The sequence below is a fragment of the Rhizobium sp. BK181 genome, from assembly GCF_014193305.1.
Lineage (GTDB): Bacteria > Pseudomonadota > Alphaproteobacteria > Rhizobiales > Rhizobiaceae > Rhizobium.
The window spans coordinates 1-21,201 of the sequence record NZ_JACHZA010000001.1 but is presented as its reverse complement, the minus strand read 5'-3'; the positions used below and the strand labels follow the sequence as shown (position 1 = coordinate 21,201).

Genomic DNA, 21,201 nt, shown 5'->3' with positions numbered 1-21,201 from the left:
GATCAGAACAGTCGTTCACGAACGTAGATCGTGTCACCGGCGATGATCGCCGACGAGATGTTGACGCGACCGGTGAGTACCTGCCCGTTAATCTTGCGGGTCACGTCCACGGCGCCTTGATTGGCACGCGAACTGAAGCCGCCGGCAACGGCGACAGCGTTCTGCACAGTCATCCCGGGGACGTAGGCATATTGGCCGGACTGGCCGACTTCCCCCATAACGAAGATCGAGCGGTAGCGGTCGACATCGATCGTGACATCGGGATCGCGCAGGTAGCCTTGCCGGAGTTTCTGGGCAATCTGGCCCGAAAGCTGCTGCAGCGTCCGCCCGCGGGCCGGAACCTGACCAACAAGCGGGAAGGCGATGTAACCGGCCTGGTCGATCGTGTAGGTGTTGGTCATGCTCGGTTGATCGAACACGGTAATGCGCAGCCGGTCGCCGCTGTCCAGCGAATAGGGCTGGATCGTCGCCTGGTTGAAAGCCTGAGGCGCCGGCTTGTAGCTGTTGCAGCCGCTCAGGACCGCGGTCGTGGCGGCGAGGCTCAGAGCCATCAGGAACTTGGGCTGTGCGAAAGGCATCGCGTCTGCTCGTAGAAAAACGAAATCGGTCTCAGCCGTTATCAATCCGTTAGGGTTAATGGTCGGTAAAAACCGGCGATCTTTTTTGGCGTCGACGAGCGCGACATGTCGCCGGAATCCGGAAACAAGCATTAACTGTTGGGTTACTATAGTCATTTACCCTCGCGGCCACGTTTGTTCTTGGAGTACAAGCATGTCCGGCGTATCGGGTAATCAGGATGTGGACATCGATCTCGGGCAATTGGTCCGCGCCGTTTGGGCACGCCGGCTGAAGGTTCTGGCAATCACCGCGTTGGGGGCAGGGGTCGCCTTCACGGGCGCAAAGATGATCTCGCCGAAGTACCGAAGCGAAACGCGCATCCTGATCGAGCCGCGCGCACCGGCCTTCGCCAATGCGCAGGCAGCCGATGCCAACGCCGGTCCATTGCTGGACGAACTCAACATTGCAAGCCAGGTGCAGCTACTCCAGTCGGCGGACCTCATCAAGCAGGTTATCAATAGCCAGAAGCTATATGATCTGCCGGAATTCGATGCGGCCGCGAACGGCTCGGCGCTGACAGATATTCTGGTGGCTCTCCACCTCAAGAAAAATCCCTATGAAAATCCCCCCGAAGAGCGCGTGATCGACGCGTTCACGGAGAGGCTGCAGGTCTATCAGGTTCCGGGGTCGCGCGTAATCGGCATCACCTTCACCTCGAAGGATCCGAAGCTTGCGGCAGTGATCCCGAACGCGATGGCGGCGGTCTATCTTGCTACCCAGAGCGGCGCGAAACTAGCCTCGAACTCCGAGGCGACACGCTGGCTGGAACCAGAGATCCAAAACCTCCGCCAGAAGGTAAATGACGCCGAGCAAAAGGTCGCCGAATATCGTGCCGAGCACGGCCTGTTGCCGACCAACGGTGGGGCGAATTTTCCAACGCAACAATTGAACGATATTTCGGCGGAGCTCACCCGCGTCCGCGGAGATCGTGCCAATGCCGAGGCGCGCGCCCAGTCGGTGCGCAATGCTCTCTCAGCCGGCGAGGCATCCGATACGTTGCAGGACATCATGTCGTCTCAGTCCATGCAGCGGTTGAAGAGCACGGAGTCGGGACTGCAGTCGCAGATCTCAGACCTGCAGACATCGTTGCTCAACAACCACCCGCGTCTGAAGAGCCTTCGCGCCCAGCTTTCGGATATCAAGGCGCAGATCCGGCAGGAGACGCAGAAAATCCTGGCGAGCATTGAGAACGAAGCGAAGGTCTCCGCTGTCCGCCAAAGGGAACTGGAGCAGCAGGCCGACAAGCTCAAGGCCAACAGCGCGCAGGCCGGCGAAGACGAAGTCGGTCTCAACGCCTTGACGCGGGAAGCCGCGGCTCAGCGCCAGCTTTTGGAGACCTACCTGTCTCGCTATCGCGAGGCGGCGTCGCGTGCCGACAAGAATTCGAGTCCGGCCGACGCTCGCGTTGTGTCGAAGGCCATCCAACCCGTCGACCCTTATTTCCCCAAACTTGCGCCGATCGTCGTTGTCGCTGCCTTGGCGACTCTTATCATGACTTCGATTGCGATCATGCTCGCCGAACTCTTCAGCGGACGGGCACTCCGTCCGGTAGGGTCTCCTGAGGAGGACGCGCGCGAGGAAGCCGACGAACCGACAGCAACGACGAGTGTTAGCCCGAAGCGGATCGCTACGCCGAGCCTGCTGGCAACGCCCGCAGACGGTGAGCCGCCGGCCGAAACGCAAGAGGATGAACCGGTTGTCGAGGCGAGCGAGTTCTCGATCGCATCCGTGTCCGACTACCTTCGCGGCAGCAGGGCGCCTCTGGCAATTGCCATTTCGCCGACCGGTGACGACGGATCCGCGGCGACCGTATCACTTGCCCGCAAGTTGGCGGAGGATGGCTCGCGTGTCATTCTGGTCGACATGACAGGCTCTGGCCTGCCGACCGACCTAATGGCAGAAGATCGCAGCATGCTTGGCATAACCGACTTGCTATGCGGGGATGCGGCCTTTGGGGACACAATCCACGGCGATAGTCGCTCGGACGCACACTTCATTCCGCAGGGGATTAGCGATCCGCATCGGGCAATGCGCGGCGCCGCTCGTCTCTCGCTTCTGCTGGACGCTCTGGTCTCGGCCTACGATTTGGTGATCGTGGAATGCGGCGCCGCTGATGTCGCCGGCGTTTCGCGCCTGACGCAAAGCAAGGACGTCGAAATCATCCTGTCGATGCCCGAGATCGTCGAACAGGAGTTCGTCACGGCCATGACCGAGTTCGAAGCGGCAGGCTACGAACGTGTGGTGCTGATGTCCGATGGCAGCGAGCCTATCGAAAGTGCGCTGTCGCAGCGTGCCGCCTGATCAAACACGGATTGCCCGGCGTATGCGTTGCGCAACGCGGTAAATCTTCGCGCGAGACTTGATGAAGGCTTTGCCTCTCGTGATCGCGCGATGCACCACACCACCGACACTACCCCGTAGGGAAAGCGGCAGAACGAGGTCATAGTGCTCGGTCTCCACAGGCGCCCAGGAGCGCTTGTAGCCCTGGTCGCCAAGGCCGAAGTCGAACAGGCTGACACCCTTGCCGTGCTGACCGGCGATCATCTGCCAGAATAGGAACTCGCCGGGGCTTGCCTCTGCCGCCACACTCTCATCGATCGCGCTGAGCTGGCAGATGACGTGGTCTCCCTTGCGCGAAATACCGGCGATCGCGGCGATATGGCCATCATGCTCGCCCTTCAAGCGGATCGCGTGCATCTCCAATCCCACCATGGAGTTCGCGCGTTCGCGGATGTCGATTGCGCCATGCAAGAAGGTTTTCGTTGCCTGATCTGCAAACACGTCCGGCAGGCCGAGTGCCTGAAACCGGCCGCTCTTCTGTGTGAAGAAACGATCGAGCAACTTATGTTGTTCATCCGCCGTGCCGCCGGCGACATAGTCGAATCCGCCGAGCGCCTGCAGGCGTCTCAGTTGGGTTCGGAACTTCTTGCGCCGTCCCTTCGCATTCAACTGTTGGACTGTTGCTTCCATATTCTCGCAAAGGGGAAGCTGGTAGGCATGGTTCTGGTTTTGCACCATCGGCAACAACGCCAAGGGATTACGGCGGCCCCGCCATTCCAACGGGATGTTCTGCAGCAAGAGAAGGTCGGCACGCCCAATCAGCGCCCGACGCAGCAGCCCTGCGAACTTTTCCGGCTCGAGATCCTTGGCCAGTTCGATGAAGCGCGTTGTGAAGAGACCAGTGTTGATATTGCTGTGATCGGCAGCGATGAATCTCGCGGTGCGGAACCCATGAAACCTGTTGATTTCCACTGGCAGAATGAATGCTGTTTCCGCGCCAAGCCTGCCCCAGACAATTGACAACGGGTTCACATGGGCTTTGGCCCAGGACATGCACCAGTCGATGCCCTGATGCAGCGAATTCAGATTGTCGCGATCAAGCTCCCGCCAACGCACTTCCAGTGGTGCCAGACTGTCCAAGACGGTGATTTCGAGTTCGCAACCGTCGGACTCTGCTGAATGATGCGGTCTATCTGGAACAGGAAGCGTTTGCGCCTGCACGGTCTCTCTCCGGTCTGACTTGCCGGAGCGGAGAATAGGGCGGCGGGGCATCCAATTCGTTTATGAGAGACGTGGCACCGTCCTTTCCATCGATCAGGGTTATCCCGGCGTTAACGGCTTACTGCTGCTTCGGTCCGGCCATCCATTTGATGATGACCATGGCGGGGAGCACCCATAACAGGCCGGTCAGGAAAAAGTAGAGGAGTTGCCCCCACCACGGCGCGTTGCCGAGCGTTGCAACGGCAATCGTGTTTGCGAGCACCGCATAGGCGAGTACGAGCACGACAATCAGGATCGTACCGATGAATTTGCGGAGGCGGACTGGCATCAAATATCTTTCGCAGTGGTGTTCGGATTGCCGCGACGGCATGCCGCAAAGGTTCAGGGCTTGTTTTGCATGAGCTGCTCAGGCAAATCAACTGCCGGAAGTAAGGAGCAGCCATGGCCATCGCGAACTTGAGCACTGAACAGCAGATCCTGCGCGAGATCCGCCGTCAGGACGGCAATCGCCGCGCTGTCCGCATCTGGCTGGGCTTCGTGCTCCTGGCATTGTTCTGTCTGGTAATCGTCGGGGGTGCCACTAGGCTAACGAATTCGGGCCTGTCGATCACCGAGTGGAAGCCCATCCACGGCGTCATCCCGCCTCTGAACGCCGCCGAATGGGAAGAGGAATTCAAGCTCTACCAGCGCATTCCCGAGTATCAGCAGATGAACAGCGGCATGACCGTTGACGAATTCAAGGGCATCTTTTGGTGGGAGTGGGCACACCGGCTGCTCGCGCGCGGCATTGGTGTCATCTTCGCACTGCCGTTATTGTATTTCTGGATCACGGGAAGGGTGGAGAGACCGCTGCGCTGGCCTCTTTTCGGGATCCTGATGCTGGGCGGTCTGCAGGGCGCGATCGGCTGGTGGATGGTATCGTCGGGGCTTTCGGTCCGGACTGACGTCAGCCAATACCGGCTCGCCACGCACCTTGTGATGGCCTGTCTGATCTTCGCCTCCTGCATGTGGATCATGCGGGGGCTCTCACCGCACTCCGACGACCCGGCGCCTACGCGGAGCTCGTATGTCTGGGCGGGCGCAATTGCGGCGTTTGCGCTATTCCAGATCTACCTCGGCGCACTCGTAGCAGGCCTCGATGCCGGCTTTACCTACAATACGTGGCCGTTGATGGACGGTGCCCTCGTGCCCTCCGACCTGTTGATACAGCAACCGGCCTGGATCAATTTCTTCGAGAACCCAAAGACGGTGCAGTTCGTTCATCGACTGGGGGCCTATACCCTTTTCGCGCTGACGCTTGTCAACATGATCATTGCTCTGACCGCTGCGCCGTCCACGACCCATGCTCGGCGCGCCGTCGTCCTGTTTGCACTGGTGACGATACAGGCGGCGATTGGAATCGCTACCTTGTTGCTGGAGGTCCCGCTTCATTGGGGGCTGCTGCATCAAGCAGGAGCGCTTGTGGTTTTTGGTTTCGCGATCGCCAACTGGCGGGGTTTCTGCGGAGAGTATCCGCGAGAGACCATGATTTCCGAGCGCGAGTGAAACGCGCTGCCAGGATCTGCCACGACCTCACCCTAACGCTGGAAGAGGGATGGACGTGCCGCCTGCCTCGTGAGGAAGAGACAGGCGGTCGACGTGTCATTTACTAACTTTATTACTAATAGTTGCGGGCAGTAGTCGGCTGTTTGATGCTGGGCGCCGGTCTATCACGAGAGACTGGAGCTATGAATGCCCGAGCGCCGTACGCCGCGACTTGCCGTGCTTATTGATGCTGATAACACTTCTGCAAAAATCGCCGCCGGCTTGTTCGAAGCGATCGCTAAGCTTGGCGAGGCAAGCGTGCGGCGCATCTATGGCGACTTCGCCAGTTCCTGCTCAAAAGCGTGGAACGACGTGCTGGTGCGACACGCGATAATCCCTCAACAGCAATTCGCATACACCACGGGCAAGAACGCGTCCGATATTGCGCTTGTCATTGACGCCATGGATCTGCTGCATACCGGCCGCTTCGATGGGTTTTGTCTTGTTTCCTCGGACAGCGATTTCACCCGGTTAGCCTTGCGGATCCGTGAGCAAGGCCTCGATGTTTTCGGGTTTGGTACGCAGAAGGCCCCTGAGAGTTTCCGTCAGGCTTGCCGTAGATTTATCTATACTGAGAACCTAGTGCCCACGGTCTCATCAAACGGCACTGAGGTAACGCAAGCGCCCTCGCTCCGCCAGCCGAGTGCAGCGACGCCCGTTATCAAGAAGGTCATTGCGCAGATGGAGAGTGAAGATGGATGGGTATCGCTCAGTGCAGTCGGAGCGCAACTCGCAAATCTGGCGTCGGACTTCGATCCGCGGACATATGGCTTCCGGAAGCTAAGCGATCTGGTCAAGAAGACGAATTCATTCGACATAGATCATGTGGATGGGAAGCCGCTCCGCATGCGGACGAAAGCAGCAGTTGCCGACAAAAAGAACGGACACTTGGGCGCAACTGTGCCGTCAAAAGGCCATGTCGCATCTAGCGATGCTCCTCGCGATAATGCAAGCAATGCATCGAGCGCGCGGTTGGCGTAAAAAATCCGGCTGCGTCGCCGCAGCCGGACCGTATTACTTATCACCGAGTATCCATCTTAGAAAAAACCGCGGCGCTGCCACCAGCCAGCTTTCTTCGGCTTGTCGCCTTCGCCCTCCGCGGCATCGCCGCGGGTCGACTTAACCGTCGGTTCGGACGAGGAGATGTTCGACTCTCTGTTGGCGCGGACAGGTTTTGCTTCCTCTGCGGCCGGCGTTGCGAGGTCTGCGGCCGCGGCCTCGACTTCAACATCAGCCTCGACAGCCGGTGTCGTCTCCTCTGCAACTTCCACAACAGGCTCTTCGACCGGCGATGCCTTGCGGCTTCGACGTGCGCGCTTCGGCTTGACGTCCTCGGTAACCGACGCGCCCGCCTCGACGGCGGCCATCGCCGGCTGAGCCTCGACGGCTTCTTCGGCGGCAACCTCGATGACTTCGGCAGCGGTCACTTCGGTCTCGCCCTCTCCAGCATCATCACTTGCCAGTTCGGCCTCAGAGCCCGCCTGCTCGCCGCCTTCCTCGCGGTTGCGGCGACCGCCGCGCTTGCCACGACGACGGCGCTTGCGGCGCTGGGTCTCATCACCGTCTTCACGCGCCTCAGAGGTGGCAGCAATGCTCTCGTCGCCTTCATCCTCGTCATCACCGTCGGTCAGGTCGCCTTCTTCCTCAGCGTCGGACGAGGTGTTGTCGGCGGCTACCGCTTCGCCATTGCCGTTGCGGCCCCGACGCCGACGCCGACGCTTGCGCTTGCGGCCTTCGCCATCGCCTTCGGTGCGCTGTGCCGGACGTTCCGCAGCGGCCGGCTTTGCTTCCAGTTCTTCTTCTTCCTCCTCGTCGACTTCGACAACGATATCGTCGTCCTCGTCATCGGGGATGGCGGCAAAGTTGAACAGGCTCTCGATCTTGACCGGGTTCTCGACCGGCTCGCCACGGTCGATCGCAAAGTGCTGCGACCCAACCGAGCCGTCTGCATCGACGATGATCGCGACACCGAAGCGGGCTTCGTAGTCGACGATCGTCTGGCGCTTATGGTTGAGCAAATAGAGCGCGATGTCAGGCGTCGTACGAACCGTGATGTCATGCGTGGTGTTCTTCAGCAGGTATTCCTCGATACCGCGCAGGACATGCAGGGCAACGGAAGACTGCGAACGCACGTGGCCGGTACCGCCGCAATGCGAGCAGACCTGCGTCGTTGATTCGAGAACGGAAGCGCGGATGCGCTGGCGCGACATTTCCAGAAGGCCGAAGTGGGAGATGCGACCGACCTGAATGCGGGCGCGATCGTTCTTCAGGCATTCCTTCAGCTTCTTCTCGACGGCGCGGTTGTTGCGCTTTTCTTCCATGTCGATGAAGTCAATGACGATCAGACCGGCAAGGTCGCGCAGGCGAAGTTGACGGGCGATTTCTTCCGCCGCTTCGAGGTTCGTCTGCAGCGCGGTATCTTCGATCGAGTGCTCGCGCGTCGAACGGCCGGAGTTGACGTCGATCGAAACCAGCGCTTCTGTCTGGTTCATGATCAGATAGCCGCCCGACTTCAGCGTCACCTGTGGCTGCAGCATGCGATCGAGCTGCGCCTCGATGCCGGAGCGCGAGAAGATCGGATGGATGTCGCGGTACGGCTGAACCACCTTGGCGTGGCTCGGCATAAGCATCTTCATGAAGTCTTTCGCTTCACGATAACCTTCTTCGCCGGCAACGATGATCTCGCTGATATCCTTGTTGTAGAGATCGCGGATCGAACGCTTGATGAGCGAGCCTTCCTCGTAGACGAGGCAGGGAGCGGTCGACTGCAGCGTCAGCGTCCGGACGTTTTCCCACAGGCGCATCAGATATTCGAAGTCGCGCTTGACCTCGACCTTGGTGCGGTTTGCACCCGCCGTGCGCAGGATGACTCCCATGCCCTGCGGCACTTCGAGCATCCGAGCGATTTCCTTCAGGCGCTTGCGATCCTGCGGATTGGTGATCTTGCGGGAGATGCCGCCGCCACGCGCCGTATTCGGCATGAGGACGGAGTAACGACCGGCCAGCGAAAGATAGGTCGTCAGGGCGGCACCCTTGTTGCCACGCTCTTCCTTTGCCACCTGTACTAGCAGGATTTGGCGGCGCTTGATGACTTCCTGGATGCGATACTGCTTGCGCGGCTTGCGCTGGACGCGATCGGGAACTTCTTCCATCGCGTCTTCGGCGCCGACCGATTCGATCACTTCCTCTTCATGGTCGTGATCGTCGTCATCGTCGTCATCGCTGCGACGGCGGGCGTCGACCTCTTCGGAAATCGAGTCGGTTTCGACCATTGCGGCCATCTCGTTGCCCGACGAGCCTTCATCGTCGCCGTCGGCGGTCGCTTCGCTGGCAACATCTTCGCTTGCAGGCGCTTCAGCGGCCGGCGCTGCCTTCTTGCGGCTGCGGCGGGGCTTTGCCTTCTTGGCTGGTGCTTCCTCGGCAACTTCCGCAACGGCCTCGACCGTCTCGGTTGCTGCGGCAGGGTCTACTTCAGTAGCTGCTTCGGCTGCCGGCGTCTCGGCGACCGCCGCTGCGACGCCAACATCAGGCTGTTCCTGAGTGGAGAGATCGACCGGCGCCGTCTCGACGTGTTCGACGTCGTCGTCGCGGCGATGCTCTTCGGCTTCGGCGCGAAGCAGGGCCTGACGATCGGCAAGCGGGATTTGGTAGTAGTCGGGGTGGATTTCGGCAAAGGCCAGGAAGCCGTGCCGGTTGCCGCCGTAATCAACGAAGGCTGCCTGCAACGAGGGTTCGACCCTCGTTACCTTTGCGAGGTAGATGTTGCCGCGGATCTGCTTCTTGTGCTGTGACTCGAAGTCAAATTCTTCTATGCGGTTTCCGCGAACGACAACAACGCGCGTCTCTTCCTCGTGAGACGCGTCGATAAGCATCTTGTCTGCCATGTAAGGTGTGCTCCTCGGCGCGGTCGAACGTCGGCATCCCCTCGGGTCGATGAGACAGGAGGGGTGCGGCTCGTCAATGCGGCGCCGGATAATGAAAGTCGCGATTGGTGCGGTGTGGAAAGCAGCAGCCAGACAGCAGCGGGGGAGACGTTCTCCCGGGGCCTGTAGACTTCAGATAAAACCTGCTGCGACACCATCAAAGACCAAGCGAGATCAACAAAACTAAGACCTTGTTCAGGTCCGATGAGTTTGCTCTCTCTGCAAAGAGCGGTTGGTGGCTATCCCACCGATGAAGTTCCCGCATACGCAGGAAAATTCAGGATCCAATTTCGAGTGGAAACACATAAGACGGCGGACGATTGCCGGTTGTGGCGCCAGTTCCCTTGCGGTTTGGCTGCCGTGCAGGCGACTCTATCCCGTCAGCACTTCTACCCTAAAAATCCTTGTATGTTTTCTCTGTCACAATAGCAAGGGAAAAGCCAAATGTGCCATAATATTGATGGATTTTGGAAGGCATACAAAATCGGGGATTAAGGGCGCCGATTCGGCTCCATGGCCGCGAACGGCGCCGGTACCGGCGAATTCGCGTTTACCGGGAGAACTTGATCGGAATGATATTTAAGGTGTGGCGGTCGATTGTTTAAGAGGGTACGACCCGCGTCGGTGATATCCGGATGGCGGAAAACGAGTTTTGCCGGCGCGGTGGCCGTTGCTGCGGCCGCAATGGCCTTTGCGTTTCCTCCACCGGCACGAGCAAACGAGATGACAAAGGTCGATCCGCTGCTCGCCTATGGCGCCCGCATCATCGGCGATGACGCCCGGACTCGCATCGTTATCGACTTCGATCGCGCCCCGGATTTTTCGATTCATTACATCGCCAATCCCGAACGCGTGGTGATCGATCTTCCGGCGACAGCTTTCGGCTTCCCGGCGGGCGATCTCGAGGCGAGGGGCCTTTTCAAGGACATCCGTTACGGAAAGATGGATGAGGACAGCGCCCGCATCGTGCTGACCGCCAAAAAACCGGTGAAGCTGGAAGTGGCCAAGGTTCAGGCGGATGACGACGGCAAGGGTCATCGCCTAGTCCTCGACGCCGCGATGACCGACAAGGACAAGTTCACTGACCTCGTCAAGGCTCAATCATGGAGCGATCCTTCGCCCCAGTCGACCACCGGCGCAATTCCGGCGCCTGAGAAGCCGGTCAACGGCGATTTCGTTATCGCTGTCGACGCCGGTCACGGAGGGATCGATACCGGCGCAATTGGCGTCGATACCAAGACGCAAGAGAAGGACGTAACGCTCGCTTTTGCCAAGGCACTGGCCGATCGACTGAATCGGGAGACTGGCATCAAGGCGTTTCTGACCAGAAGTGACGACTCGTTCCTGTCGCTATCCGAGCGCGTGGAGATTGCCCGCCAAAACCACGCAGGGCTATTCATTTCGATGCACGCTGATACCTTGAAGCAGAAGGACATTCGCGGCGCGACGGTCTACACGATTTCCGACAAGGCCTCGGACAAGCTTGCCGCCGATCTCGCCGACCGCGAAAATCTTTCAGACCAGATTGCCGGCAAGGAGACCGTGGCCGAACCTCCTGAGGTCGCGGATATTCTGCTGGATCTGACGCGCCGCGAAACGCAGGCTTTTTCGATTTCCTTGGCGGAGAGTGTACTCACGTCGTTCAAGGATCAGGTGGGGACAATCAACAATCCTCATCGCCATGCCGGTTTCCGTGTTCTGCAGGCGCCGGATGTGCCGTCTATCCTGTTGGAATTGGGCTTCCTTTCGAACAAGGACGACGAAAAACTCCTGCTTGATGATGCATGGCGGGGACGGATGGCAGATCTGCTGACGGAAGCCGTCAAGCACTACCGCACGGCGATGGTTGCAAATGGTGGCTGATTGCGGCCGTGGCGCAGATGTGACACTTGCTGGGGTAACGCGATCTCAATGTGGGAATAGCGCTTCAAGGCCCTATTTTACTCACATTCACGCCGTTACTCAGCCTTGTGTTTCCATCGATGAAACTGAATTGGCTTGTGGCGAAAACGCTCATGGAGTAAGTCGCCCAACGTGCAAGATGCCCGATCCCTGCGATTGTTACGCTCGCGCCGATCGATGATTGAGATACCGGTAGCTTAAATATGATTAGACTTCTTGGATATTTCTTCGGAGTGGCTTGCGTCCTGTTCCTGGGCGTAGCGGCTATTGTTGCCGTTTATTTGGCAACCGTCACGAAGGATCTTCCGGACTACGCAGTGCTGAGCAGCTACGAGCCACCGGTAACGACCCGCGTCCATGCAGGCAACGGCGCGCTGATGGCGGAGTATGCCAAGGAGCGCAGACTATTCCTACCGATCCAGGCAGTCCCGGATCGCGTCAAGGCTGCCTTCCTGTCTGCTGAAGACAAGAATTTCTATCAGCATCCCGGCATCGACGTGACCGGCTTTGCCCGCGCAGTGGTCGCCTATCTGACCGGCGGTCCGACCCAGGGCGGCTCGACCATCACCCAACAGGTCGCCAAGAACTTCCTGCTTTCCAGCGAGCAGACGATGGAGCGCAAGGCGAAGGAAGCGATCCTCTCCTTCCGCATCGAGCAGGCCTACAGCAAGGACAAGATCCTCGAGCTGTACCTGAACGAGATCTTCTTCGGTCTGAACTCCTACGGCATTGCCAGCGCGTCGCTCACCTATTTCAATAAGTCGGTGAACGAACTGACGATCGCTGATGCGGCCTATCTTGCGTCGCTGCCAAAGGGGCCGGCCAATTATCATCCTTTCCGTCATCCCGAAGCAGCGGTCACCCGCCGCAACTGGGTCATCGATCGCATGGTCGAGAATGGCTATGTCAGCCAGTCCGATGGCGCCGAAGCCAAGAAGCAGCCCCTTGGCGTGACCGGTCGCAGCAGCGGTCCCTCGCTCTTCGCATCCGGCTATTTTGCCGAGGCAGTCCGTCGCCAGCTGATCGAGCAGTACGGCGAGAAGATGCTGTACGAAGGCGGTCTGTCCGTCCGCACGTCGTTTGATCCCGAGCTACAGGTCTTCGCCCGCAAAGCCCTTCAGGATGGTCTGACGAATTATGACGAGCGCCGTGGCTTCCATGGTCCGATCAAGCAGATCGACACTGCGGCCGATTGGGGCAAGGCGCTTGCCGATATTCCGGCACTGACGGATGTCCCCGAATGGCAATTGGCTGTTGTGCTGGCTGTCTCGGACGACAGCGTCGACATCGGCCTGCAGCCGCCCAAGGACGGCGCGGGCAAGATTCCTTCCGAGCGCGAGCGCGGGATCATCGAGGCCAAGAACCTGCAGTGGGCATATCGCTCCGCTACTGGCCGGAAGACGGCGAAGTCGCCCGAAGGGGTCCTCTCCGCCGGTGACGTCGTCTATGTAGAGCGGCTGGGTGCCGAGGGCTCCAATTCTTACCGGCTTCGCCAGCCGCCAAAGGTCGAGGGCGGCCTGGTGGCGATGGATCCGAAAACGGGTCGCGTGCTTGCCATGGTCGGCGGCTTCTCCTATGCGCAATCGGAATTCAACCGTGCCACCCAGGCGATGCGCCAGCCGGGATCATCCTTCAAGCCGTTCGTATACGCGGCGGCCATGGACAACGGCTACACACCGGCCTCGGTCGTTAGCGACGATCCGCTCTCGATCCAGACGGGCAATGGCCAGGTTTGGGCGCCAGATAACTACGAAGGCGAGGGTGGTGGCGCCAACACGCTTCGCTTCGCTATCGAGCACTCGCGCAACCGCATGACGGTGCGCCTCGCCAACGACCTCGGCATGAATGTCGTTGCCGAATATGCCGAGCGCTTTGGCATCTACGATCACATGATGCCGGTTCTCGCCATGTCCTTGGGTTCCGGCGAGACGACGGTGCTGCGCATGGTGTCGGCCTATTCGGTCATCGCGAATGGCGGCAAGCAGATCAAGCCGACACTGGTCGACCGCATCCAGGACCGCTACGGGCGCACGATCTTCAAGCATGAGGAACGCGTTTGCGAGGGCTGCAACGCCAGCGACTGGCAGAACCAGGACGAACCCAACGTCGTCGACAATCGCGAAACCGTTCTCGACCCGATGACCTCGTACCAGATCACCTCGATGCTGCAGGGCGTCATCCAGCGTGGCACTGCAGCCGGCAAGATTGATCTCGGCGGTCGTGATGTCGCGGGCAAGACCGGGACGACCAACGACGAGAAGGATGCGTGGTTCGTCGGGTTCACGCCGGACCTCGTCGCCGGTCTCTACATCGGCTTCGACTCGCCCTCGACCCTTGGCCGTGGCGGCACGGGCGGCTCGCTGTCGGCGCCGATCTTCAATGAATTCATGCAGACGGCCGTCAAGGACATGCCCGAGTCGAAATTCGTTATTCCTGCCGGGATGAACCTCATCCCGATCGACCGCAAGACCGGTATGGCAGCCGCGCAGGGTGATCCGAACACGATTATCGAAGCCTTCAAGCCCGGCACCGGTCCTGCCGACAGTCTGTCGGTCATCGGGATGGACAACGCTATGGCACCTGAGGAGATTCTACGGACCTCTCCCCAAGCCAATCAGGCAGTTCAGTCCGGCGCCGGCGGCCTTTACTAAGTCTTCCCCGAACTCTTGTGACGGCTGCGGCTCTTTACATCCGCAGCCGCCACAATTATCTGACGGGCAATCTTCGTAGCAACGCAAAGAAGCAGGAAAATGCGAGCGGAAATCCAGAACGTGGTCGATGAAACCAAGCAGGCTATCACCCTGCTGAGGAGGCATCTTTGACTGGGACCAGGCGGTAAGGCGACTGGACTGGTTGAACAACAAGGCAGAGGATCCGACCCTCTGGAACGATGCGCAGGAAGCACAGAAGCTGATGCGCGAACGCCAGCAGCTGGACGACGGCATCAATGGCGTGAAGCAGCTCGAGCAGGAGCTGACCGACAATATCGAGCTCATCGAAATGGGCGAGGAAGAGGGTGACGAAAGCGTCGTCAAGGACGCCGAAGATGCCCTCAAGGGATTGAAGGCCGAGGCTGCCCGGCGTCAGGTCGAAGCGATGCTTTCGGGCGAAGCCGACAGCAACGACAGCTATCTGGAAGTTCACTCCGGCGCAGGCGGCACGGAAAGCCAGGACTGGGCCAACATGCTTCTGCGCATGTACACGCGCTGGGCCGAGCGTTCGAAGTTCAAGGTCGAGCTTCTCGAAGTCCACGACGGCGAAGAAGCGGGCATCAAGTCCGCGACGCTGCTGGTGAAGGGTCACAACGCTTATGGTTGGCTGAAGACCGAGTCGGGCGTTCACCGCCTCGTGCGCATCTCGCCCTATGACAGCAATGCACGTCGCCACACCTCCTTCTCGTCGATCTGGGTTTATCCCGTGGTCGACGACTCGATCAACATCGAGATCAATGAAAGCGATTGCCGCATCGATACCTACCGTTCATCGGGAGCGGGTGGTCAGCACGTTAACACGACCGACTCGGCCGTGCGTATCACGCACATTCCGACCGGTATCGTCGTCGCCTGCCAGCAGGAGCGCTCGCAGCACAAGAACCGCGCCAAGGCCTGGGATATGCTGCGTGCCCGCATGTACGAGGCGGAGTTGAAGAAGCGCGAAGAAGCGGCAAACGCAGAAGCGGCGTCCAAAACCGACATTGGCTGGGGACACCAGATCCGTTCGTACGTCTTGCAACCATATCAGTTGGTCAAGGACCTGCGGACCGGCGTGGCGAGCACAGCACCAGGCGACGTGTTGGACGGTGAACTCGACGAGTTCATGGAAGCAGCTCTTGCGCACCGCATCAGCGGCAAGCCGGACGCGGTCGTCGACGACGTTGACTGACTACCGTTAAGCGGATTTGAGAAGGCCTCGAAAGAGGCCTTTTTCATCGGCAAAGCCAGTTGGCTTAGGGGTGCGCGACGTTCAGCGGCAAAGTGTTAGTTGCTTGCCTTCCCGACAGTGACCTCACCAAATTCGTCGATGACGACCGTCCAGGTCTCCGATTCCGCATCCGGATCGGTCTTCAGATAAACCATTGCGAAAAGGCCGGGCTCCTTGAGCATTCCGGAGGAGTTTTCTGGCCGGATGTCGGTGACATATGGCTTTAGCTCGTTGAGTTCTTGCAATTCAACCGTCGAGGTGATCGCCGGCCCGCCGTCCCCCTGCTCGATCTGTTGTAGGTAGATCTTGGCCGTGCGGTCGGATTGCCGGACCGCAAACAGTTTGTAGTAACCATGGCGCGGCTTGGCTGTCGCGGGACTTGATGCCGTCGGCTGAGGTGCCGATGGTGCCCGCTGAACGGCAGGTGCGGTGCCGTCGTCTTCCCAGTAACCCGTGCTGGTCGCAAATATGATCGAAGCCGGCAGGATCGGATCATCCGCCGCCGCAGTTTGAGCGTAGAGCGAGGATGCTGTGAGCAGCATTGCACAAAGCGCCGTTGGTCGCAGCCCCATCTCTCAGTCCTCAAACTGTTCGGCAAGAATACGATCGGACCATGAGCGATCAGGATCGGAAAGAATGCGTGCCGTGGTATGTTCCGACTGAGCGATGCGAATGTGAAGCACCGATTTCACTTCGGTATTGTCGGCAACTGCGTTCACCGGGCGCTTCTCCGCCTCGAGAATATGGATATCGACGGTCACCTTGTTCGGCAAAAGCGCACCGCGCCAACGCCGCGGCCGAAACGCGCTGACGGGTGTCATCGCAAGCAGCGGCGCGTCAAGCGGCAGGATTGGGCCATGGGCGGAGAGGTTGTACGCCGTCGAACCCGCTGGCGTTGCCACCATCAGGCCGTCACAGATGAGCTCGTCAAGGCGAACGACGCCATCGACCTCAACCCGAAGCTTGGCGGCCTGGTAAGACTGACGGAACAACGACACTTCATTGATGGCAAGTGCTGTCGAATTCGAGCCGTCCGTATTCGCGGTCGTCATCTGTAAGGGGTGAAATGCGTTTTCGACGGCCGCACAGATCCGATCCTGAAGTTTCTCCGTTCGGTATTCGTTCATCAGGAAGCCGATCGAACCGCGATTCATGCCGTAAACAAGCTTGCCCGAGTTCATCGTACCGTGCAGCGTCTGCAGCATGAAGCCGTCGCCACCAAGGGCGACGATGACATCGGACTCGTCGGGGGGCACGTCGCCATAAATGCGAATCAGTTCTTCCCGCGCCGCCAGCGCCTCGGTCGCCGAGGAGGCAAGGAAGGAAAGCGTCTGAAATGAACGGCCCATGGAGTTCCCTTTTCTGATCTCGGCCTAGCTAAATGATTGCAAGCCCGCCCGACAAGGCGTTTTATGCCACTAAACGTTCGCCGGAGCGCCCGAGCACGTTCGGACGTCAACACCCATGGTGACACCGCGCCGATGAAATGAGGATGGCGCCGATTTCTTCTTTACAGGACCGCAGAATCTGGTACTTGGCAGGCATCGCCCTTGTAGCTCAGTTGGTAGAGCACCTGATTTGTAATCAGGGGGTCGCGGGTTCGAACCCTGCCGGGGGCACCATCCTTCTCCAATTGAAAATAGTTGTTGCCCGTTGACGTAGACGGTGGCGCTTTCGCAGCTTTAGTTTTGAGCTGTCTGTCGCACGCTGGCCTGCAACTTCGTGTCGGGGCTTTCTCCAGCTCCTGAGGGCGTGACGACGATGCTCAGAACGGAGGCAATCATCAAAACAATGACGGCGATCATCACTCGCACGTGTTTCTCCTTGAAAATCGTGCGTGGCAAACGCCTCAGATTGATCTCAGTTCCGCGGGCGATCGATCCAGCCGTTATTCCGCGGGCGGAGGAATAGGGCGTTCGGGCGCCGGTGCAAGCGGAGCGGGTTGGTGGATTGGTTGCGACTTGTCGATCCAAGCAATGCTGAGGATGAGGGCTACGAATGCAGCGACGAAGAGAGTGCCGACAATGAGGGAGCGGACAGCCATATGGAATACGTTCCTCCTGTTCGAGTGCGGGAAGCTATAGAGGATGGCAGAGTTAAATCCGAGGCGTGCGGAGGTTTTTTCTGCCACGAGCAAAGGTTTACGGGATCCTTACCTGCTTTCCCGAGGCTGCCGTCTCCCCGTAGTCGAATGAAATGGTCGGTCGTTCGTGCTCATCAGTACGAGAAGCGCTCGTCGGGTCGCTCGGTCTCCGGCGGGTGACATGGCGAAGTCGTTCGCACTTGCAGTCACTCACGAGGCAAGGTGGGTCGATTGAGGCAGGAGCGGCATACCTTCGCCGCTCCGCCGCTATCGCATCATGCTTTCAGATGCAGCCGCGCCGCATAGAGCGCGATCGCAGCTGCATTCGAGACATTTAAAGATTTGATAGCGCCTGGCATGTCTAGCCGCGCAAGGGCGCTCACGGTTTCGCGCGTCTTTTGCCTCAGCCCCTTGCCTTCGGAGCCCAATACCAACGCCACCTTGTCACCCGAGAATGTACCCTCGAGCGGAGCCGGGCCCTCCGAATCAAGGCCGATCGTGAAGAAGCCGAGCTTGTGTAGTTCGCCGAGCGCGTCTGCAAGGTTGGTGATTTGGATATAGGGGATGAGTTCCAGCGCGCCTGAAGCTGACTTCGCCAATACGCCCGATTCGGTCGGGCTGTGGCGCTGCGTGGTGATGACGGCACCGGCATTGAAGGCCACTGCGGAGCGCATGATGGCGCCGACATTGTGCGGATCGGTCACCTGGTCGAGCACGAGCAGTAGCGGGCTGTCCTTCAGCGCTTCCAGCCGGCGAACGGGCAGAGGCCGGGTTTCCAGCATGACGCCCTGGTGGATCGCGTCCGGCCCAAGGAACTTGTCGATATCATGCGGGGCGACGATCTCAACAGGGATACCGAGTGAATCGGCATCGACCTCAAGACGGGCGAGCGCGTTCTGGGTCACCGAGAGCCTGACGTTCTTGCGCTCCTTGTTGTCGAGCGCGGCACGAACCGTATGAAGACCGTAAAGGTAGACCTGTTCAGGTGCGAGTGCCGGTGGCTTCCAGTCCTCGGCGCCGCGCCGGCGCTTCTGCGGCGGCGGTGTCGGGATCTCGCCGCGTTCACGCTTGCTGTCGCGATGCGCGCGGCGCAGGGTTGCGTAATGTGTGTCCTTGGCGGACTTCTCGTTTGTGGGCTTGCCACCGCTTTTGTTGTCTTTGCTCATGCGGCTTTATATCCGGGGCGCTTCTTTCCGCATAGGATTTCTTTCAGGAGCCCACCTTTCCCCGGGCGATGAAATTTTTCACATTTTTTCCACCGTCATCGTGTTGACATGCGGAAATCGTCCGGTCATATACGCGGCGCAGACCGAGGGGCGGCAACGCTTCGAAAGTCTGACGAGCTTGGTCTCACGATCCGGACGAAAAAAACTGGAGAGATGCCCGAGTGGTTAAAGGGGACGGACTGTAAATCCGTTGGCTCAGCCTACGTTGGTTCAAATCCAACTCTCTCCACCATTCGTCATTGGATCGGATACCACCCCGCGGGTATAGCTCAATGGTAGAGCAGCAGCCTTCCAAGCTGAATACGCGGGTTCGATTCCCGCTACCCGCTCCAAGTTTTTCCGGCCACTCAGCAATACCGCGTGTCGCTCCGTGTCACCTCATTTCACTTGCGCTCTTCGGCGCGCGAGGGCTGCCGAACCTTGCCCTGCTTAAGGCGAAAGCTATTCCGCTATCTCCGACGCATTCCGAGGCGCGAGGATGCCGGCTCAGTCTTGCTTTCGACTGAAGTACCACCAAAGACGAACTTGGCGTGCGGAGCGGAAACCGCGAACAATGAACCTGGATGAAGTGCTTCGCACGCATCGTGGGGATCGCGAGTGGCAGAGATTTTTAATTGGCAACCCAGCATCGGCGACCCCACGATCGGTGGCTGGATTACCGTCGCCTTATACTTGCTTGCTGGCATAAGCTGCTGGAAAACAAAGGGCGTCGTCTTTCGACAAGATCCGAACCAGCAATCCGACGGCTCCATCTGGCGTGCGATCTCCGTGGTTTTTTTCCTTCTCGGGATAAATAAGCAACTCGATCTTCAGTCAGCAATGACCGAACTCGGCCGTGTGGTAGCCCATTCCGGCGGGTGGTATGAGATGCGTCGGACTGTGCAGGTTTACTTTATCATCGGCATCGTGGCCGCATGCGCAGCCGCGGTACCTGCTTTACTTTTTTGGGCAAGAAAATCACCACGTGAGACTTGGCTGGCGCTTGTCGGTTCAACGTTCGTGCTGGGCTACGTACTAATTCGCGCTGCATCTTTTCATCATTTCGACCACTTCCTCAGTAGCCGCCTCTTTGGCTTCAAGTGGCTCTGGTTCTTCGAAATGACGGGGATCACGATCGTGTTGCTTGCTAGCGAGTGGCGTCGAGCAAGCCTTGTTTATCGAATGGCACGACCTATTGTCCGTTGACGCCTGCGACCGCATCGGATGATTAGTAATTCACCCAAAGCCTTCCCAGCTGAATACGCGGGTTCGAATCCCGCTACCCACCAAGCTGCGCTGTCGCAAATGCGTACCTCTAGCCCCACAGCAGCACAAACGGCGAAGCCAGCGCGATGATTCCGGCAATCGTCCAGCGCCTCTGTCCGCTGGCGCTCAGGTCTTCCCTTGAAAGCCACATGCGGACGGCAATGAAGCCGATGGCGATGATCGCGCTGTAGATGACCGCGCGCAGCAGGATCGACCAGCCGCCGCCGAAAAGGCCGATGGCGATGCCGAAGCCGGCCAGGGCGCCGAGGATGCCATATCCCACGTCGAACATCAGGGCTGTGGTGGCCGAAAGCGGCGTCAGCATTTTTGGGAAGGCGATCGCGAATGCGGCGGTGAGCAGCCATATGGCAACGATTGCCTGCAGTGTTGATGAGTTGACGATAGAGGTTGCCAGAGCCGGAAGACGCTCAGGCGAGGACAGGCGCAATACCTGTGCGACCCAGTCAATCGAAGCCGCAAGGATCCACAAGATGAATGCACAGCCTGCAAAGATCAGAAAGTTGCCTGCGGATCGTTTTGCAATTTCCTTCGGTTCCATGCCCAATCTCCGGATAGTGCTTCCCCGCCAGGACGGCAAATGAAGTAGTATCATATCCTTGGCTGCACTGCGCCCGCTCTTCGCGAATATCTCCTCACCGCCATCTGCAGTAGATATTGCCGAATGCGCGCCCGCTTCCCATATGCGCCGGCATACGGGGAATCGGGCTAGGAATACGGCCCGCAATTAGGTCTTGCGCAATTTCCCCGAAAGCCTTAAACGGCGGCACTAAACCGGTTCGCCGGGGTCATCCATTTCGTTCACAGGAAGCATTCAAATGGCAAAGAGTAAGTTTGAGCGCAACAAGCCGCACGTTAACATCGGCACGATCGGCCACGTTGACCACGGCAAGACGTCTCTGACGGCAGCGATCACGAAGTACTTCGGCGAGTTCAAGGCGTACGACCAGATCGACGCTGCTCCGGAAGAAAAGGCCCGCGGCATCACCATTTCGACGGCGCACGTCGAATACGAGACCCCGAACCGTCACTATGCTCACGTTGACTGCCCCGGCCACGCCGACTACGTCAAGAACATGATCACCGGTGCCGCTCAGATGGACGGCGCGATCCTGGTTTGCTCGGCAGCTGACGGCCCGATGCCGCAGACCCGCGAGCACATCCTGCTTGCTCGTCAGGT

16 protein-coding genes and 3 tRNA genes are annotated in these 21,201 nt (G+C 59.2%); 11 read left to right on the top strand and 8 right to left on the bottom strand.

Going from position 1 to position 21,201, the window contains the following annotated elements; genetic code table 11:
* Window positions 1-2: 2 nt before the first annotated feature.
* The gene (locus tag FHT77_RS00095; RefSeq protein ID WP_016553524.1) at window positions 3-578 is read right to left on the bottom strand and encodes a polysaccharide biosynthesis/export family protein; all 576 of its coding nucleotides are present in this window, start codon (window positions 576-578) and stop codon (window positions 3-5) included.
* A gap of 193 nt (window positions 579-771) precedes the next feature.
* On the opposite strand from FHT77_RS00095, the gene FHT77_RS00090 reads away from it, so the two are divergent.
* On the top strand, window positions 772-2,919 hold the full coding sequence (locus tag FHT77_RS00090) for a GumC family protein (RefSeq protein WP_183751415.1): 2,148 nt from the start codon (window positions 772-774) through the stop codon (window positions 2,917-2,919).
* Here FHT77_RS00090 and FHT77_RS00085 read toward each other — a convergent pair whose 3' ends face one another.
* Window positions 2,920-4,119, bottom strand: coding sequence for a GNAT family N-acetyltransferase (locus tag FHT77_RS00085; RefSeq protein WP_183751413.1), 1,200 nt, complete (start codon window positions 4,117-4,119; stop codon window positions 2,920-2,922).
* Between the two features lie 118 nt (window positions 4,120-4,237).
* Entirely contained in the window at window positions 4,238-4,447 is a 210-nt protein-coding gene (locus FHT77_RS00080) for a DUF2842 domain-containing protein (RefSeq protein ID WP_007801121.1), read from the bottom strand.
* 113 nt (window positions 4,448-4,560) lie between these two features.
* On the opposite strand from FHT77_RS00080, the gene FHT77_RS00075 reads away from it, so the two are divergent.
* On the top strand, window positions 4,561-5,664 hold the full coding sequence (locus tag FHT77_RS00075) for a COX15/CtaA family protein (RefSeq protein ID WP_183751411.1): 1,104 nt from the start codon (window positions 4,561-4,563) through the stop codon (window positions 5,662-5,664).
* A gap of 186 nt (window positions 5,665-5,850) precedes the next feature.
* The gene (locus FHT77_RS00070) at window positions 5,851-6,684 is read left to right on the top strand and encodes an NYN domain-containing protein (RefSeq protein ID WP_183751409.1); all 834 of its coding nucleotides are present in this window, start codon (window positions 5,851-5,853) and stop codon (window positions 6,682-6,684) included.
* Window positions 6,685-6,740: 56 nt separating this feature from the next.
* Here FHT77_RS00070 and FHT77_RS00065 read toward each other — a convergent pair whose 3' ends face one another.
* A complete protein-coding gene (locus FHT77_RS00065) occupies window positions 6,741-9,587 on the bottom strand; it encodes a ribonuclease E/G (protein ID WP_183751407.1) in 2,847 nt (948 codons plus the stop codon).
* A 636-nt stretch (window positions 9,588-10,223) separates the two neighbouring features.
* Here FHT77_RS00065 and FHT77_RS00060 point away from each other — a divergent pair.
* The 3 genes from FHT77_RS00060 (at window position 10,224) to prfB (ending at window position 15,410) form a co-directional block, all read left to right on the top strand.
* Window positions 10,224-11,489 carry an N-acetylmuramoyl-L-alanine amidase gene (locus FHT77_RS00060; protein ID WP_183751405.1) on the top strand — a complete coding sequence of 422 codons (1,266 nt, stop codon included), beginning with the start codon at window positions 10,224-10,226 and terminating at the stop codon, window positions 11,487-11,489.
* 242 nt (window positions 11,490-11,731) lie between these two features.
* Window positions 11,732-14,179, top strand: coding sequence for a penicillin-binding protein 1A (locus FHT77_RS00055; protein ID WP_114712272.1), 2,448 nt, complete (start codon window positions 11,732-11,734; stop codon window positions 14,177-14,179).
* Between the two features lie 99 nt (window positions 14,180-14,278).
* Window positions 14,279-15,410 (top strand): peptide chain release factor 2 gene (gene prfB, locus FHT77_RS00050; protein WP_141652299.1). Its coding sequence is split into 2 segments (ribosomal slippage): window positions 14,279-14,347 and window positions 14,349-15,410, totalling 1,131 coding nucleotides; the frame shifts between segments, so codons are not numbered across the junction.
* 95 nt (window positions 15,411-15,505) lie between these two features.
* Here prfB and FHT77_RS00045 read toward each other — a convergent pair.
* The gene (locus FHT77_RS00045) at window positions 15,506-16,021 is read right to left on the bottom strand and encodes a hypothetical protein (protein ID WP_183751403.1); all 516 of its coding nucleotides are present in this window, start codon (window positions 16,019-16,021) and stop codon (window positions 15,506-15,508) included.
* A gap of 3 nt (window positions 16,022-16,024) precedes the next feature.
* Window positions 16,025-16,798, bottom strand: coding sequence for an NAD kinase (locus FHT77_RS00040; RefSeq protein WP_183751401.1), 774 nt, complete (start codon window positions 16,796-16,798; stop codon window positions 16,025-16,027).
* A 197-nt stretch (window positions 16,799-16,995) separates the two neighbouring features.
* On the opposite strand from FHT77_RS00040, the gene FHT77_RS00035 reads away from it, so the two are divergent.
* Window positions 16,996-17,071: transfer RNA gene (locus FHT77_RS00035), tRNA-Thr, on the top strand.
* 736 nt (window positions 17,072-17,807) lie between these two features.
* Here FHT77_RS00035 and rlmB read toward each other — a convergent pair.
* Window positions 17,808-18,698, bottom strand: coding sequence for a 23S rRNA (guanosine(2251)-2'-O)-methyltransferase RlmB (rlmB, locus tag FHT77_RS00030; protein WP_183751399.1), 891 nt, complete (start codon window positions 18,696-18,698; stop codon window positions 17,808-17,810).
* 207 nt (window positions 18,699-18,905) lie between these two features.
* Between rlmB and FHT77_RS00025 the strand changes: the two genes are divergently transcribed.
* The 3 genes from FHT77_RS00025 to FHT77_RS00015 all read left to right on the top strand — a co-directional run bounded on the left by FHT77_RS00025 (window position 18,906) and on the right by FHT77_RS00015 (window position 19,943).
* Window positions 18,906-18,990: transfer RNA gene (locus FHT77_RS00025), tRNA-Tyr, on the top strand.
* 26 nt (window positions 18,991-19,016) lie between these two features.
* Window positions 19,017-19,090: transfer RNA gene (locus FHT77_RS00020), tRNA-Gly, on the top strand.
* Window positions 19,091-19,355: 265 nt separating this feature from the next.
* Complete coding sequence (locus FHT77_RS00015; RefSeq protein WP_183751397.1) at window positions 19,356-19,943, top strand: hypothetical protein; 588 nt, start codon at window positions 19,356-19,358, stop codon at window positions 19,941-19,943.
* Between the two features lie 109 nt (window positions 19,944-20,052).
* Here FHT77_RS00015 and FHT77_RS00010 read toward each other — a convergent pair whose 3' ends face one another.
* A complete protein-coding gene (locus tag FHT77_RS00010; protein ID WP_183751395.1) occupies window positions 20,053-20,562 on the bottom strand; it encodes a hypothetical protein in 510 nt (169 codons plus the stop codon).
* 277 nt (window positions 20,563-20,839) lie between these two features.
* Between FHT77_RS00010 and FHT77_RS00005 the strand changes: the two genes are divergently transcribed.
* Window positions 20,840-21,201, top strand: a 362-nt coding sequence (locus FHT77_RS00005; protein WP_183751393.1) for a GTP-binding protein, incomplete at its 3' end; no start/stop codon positions are given.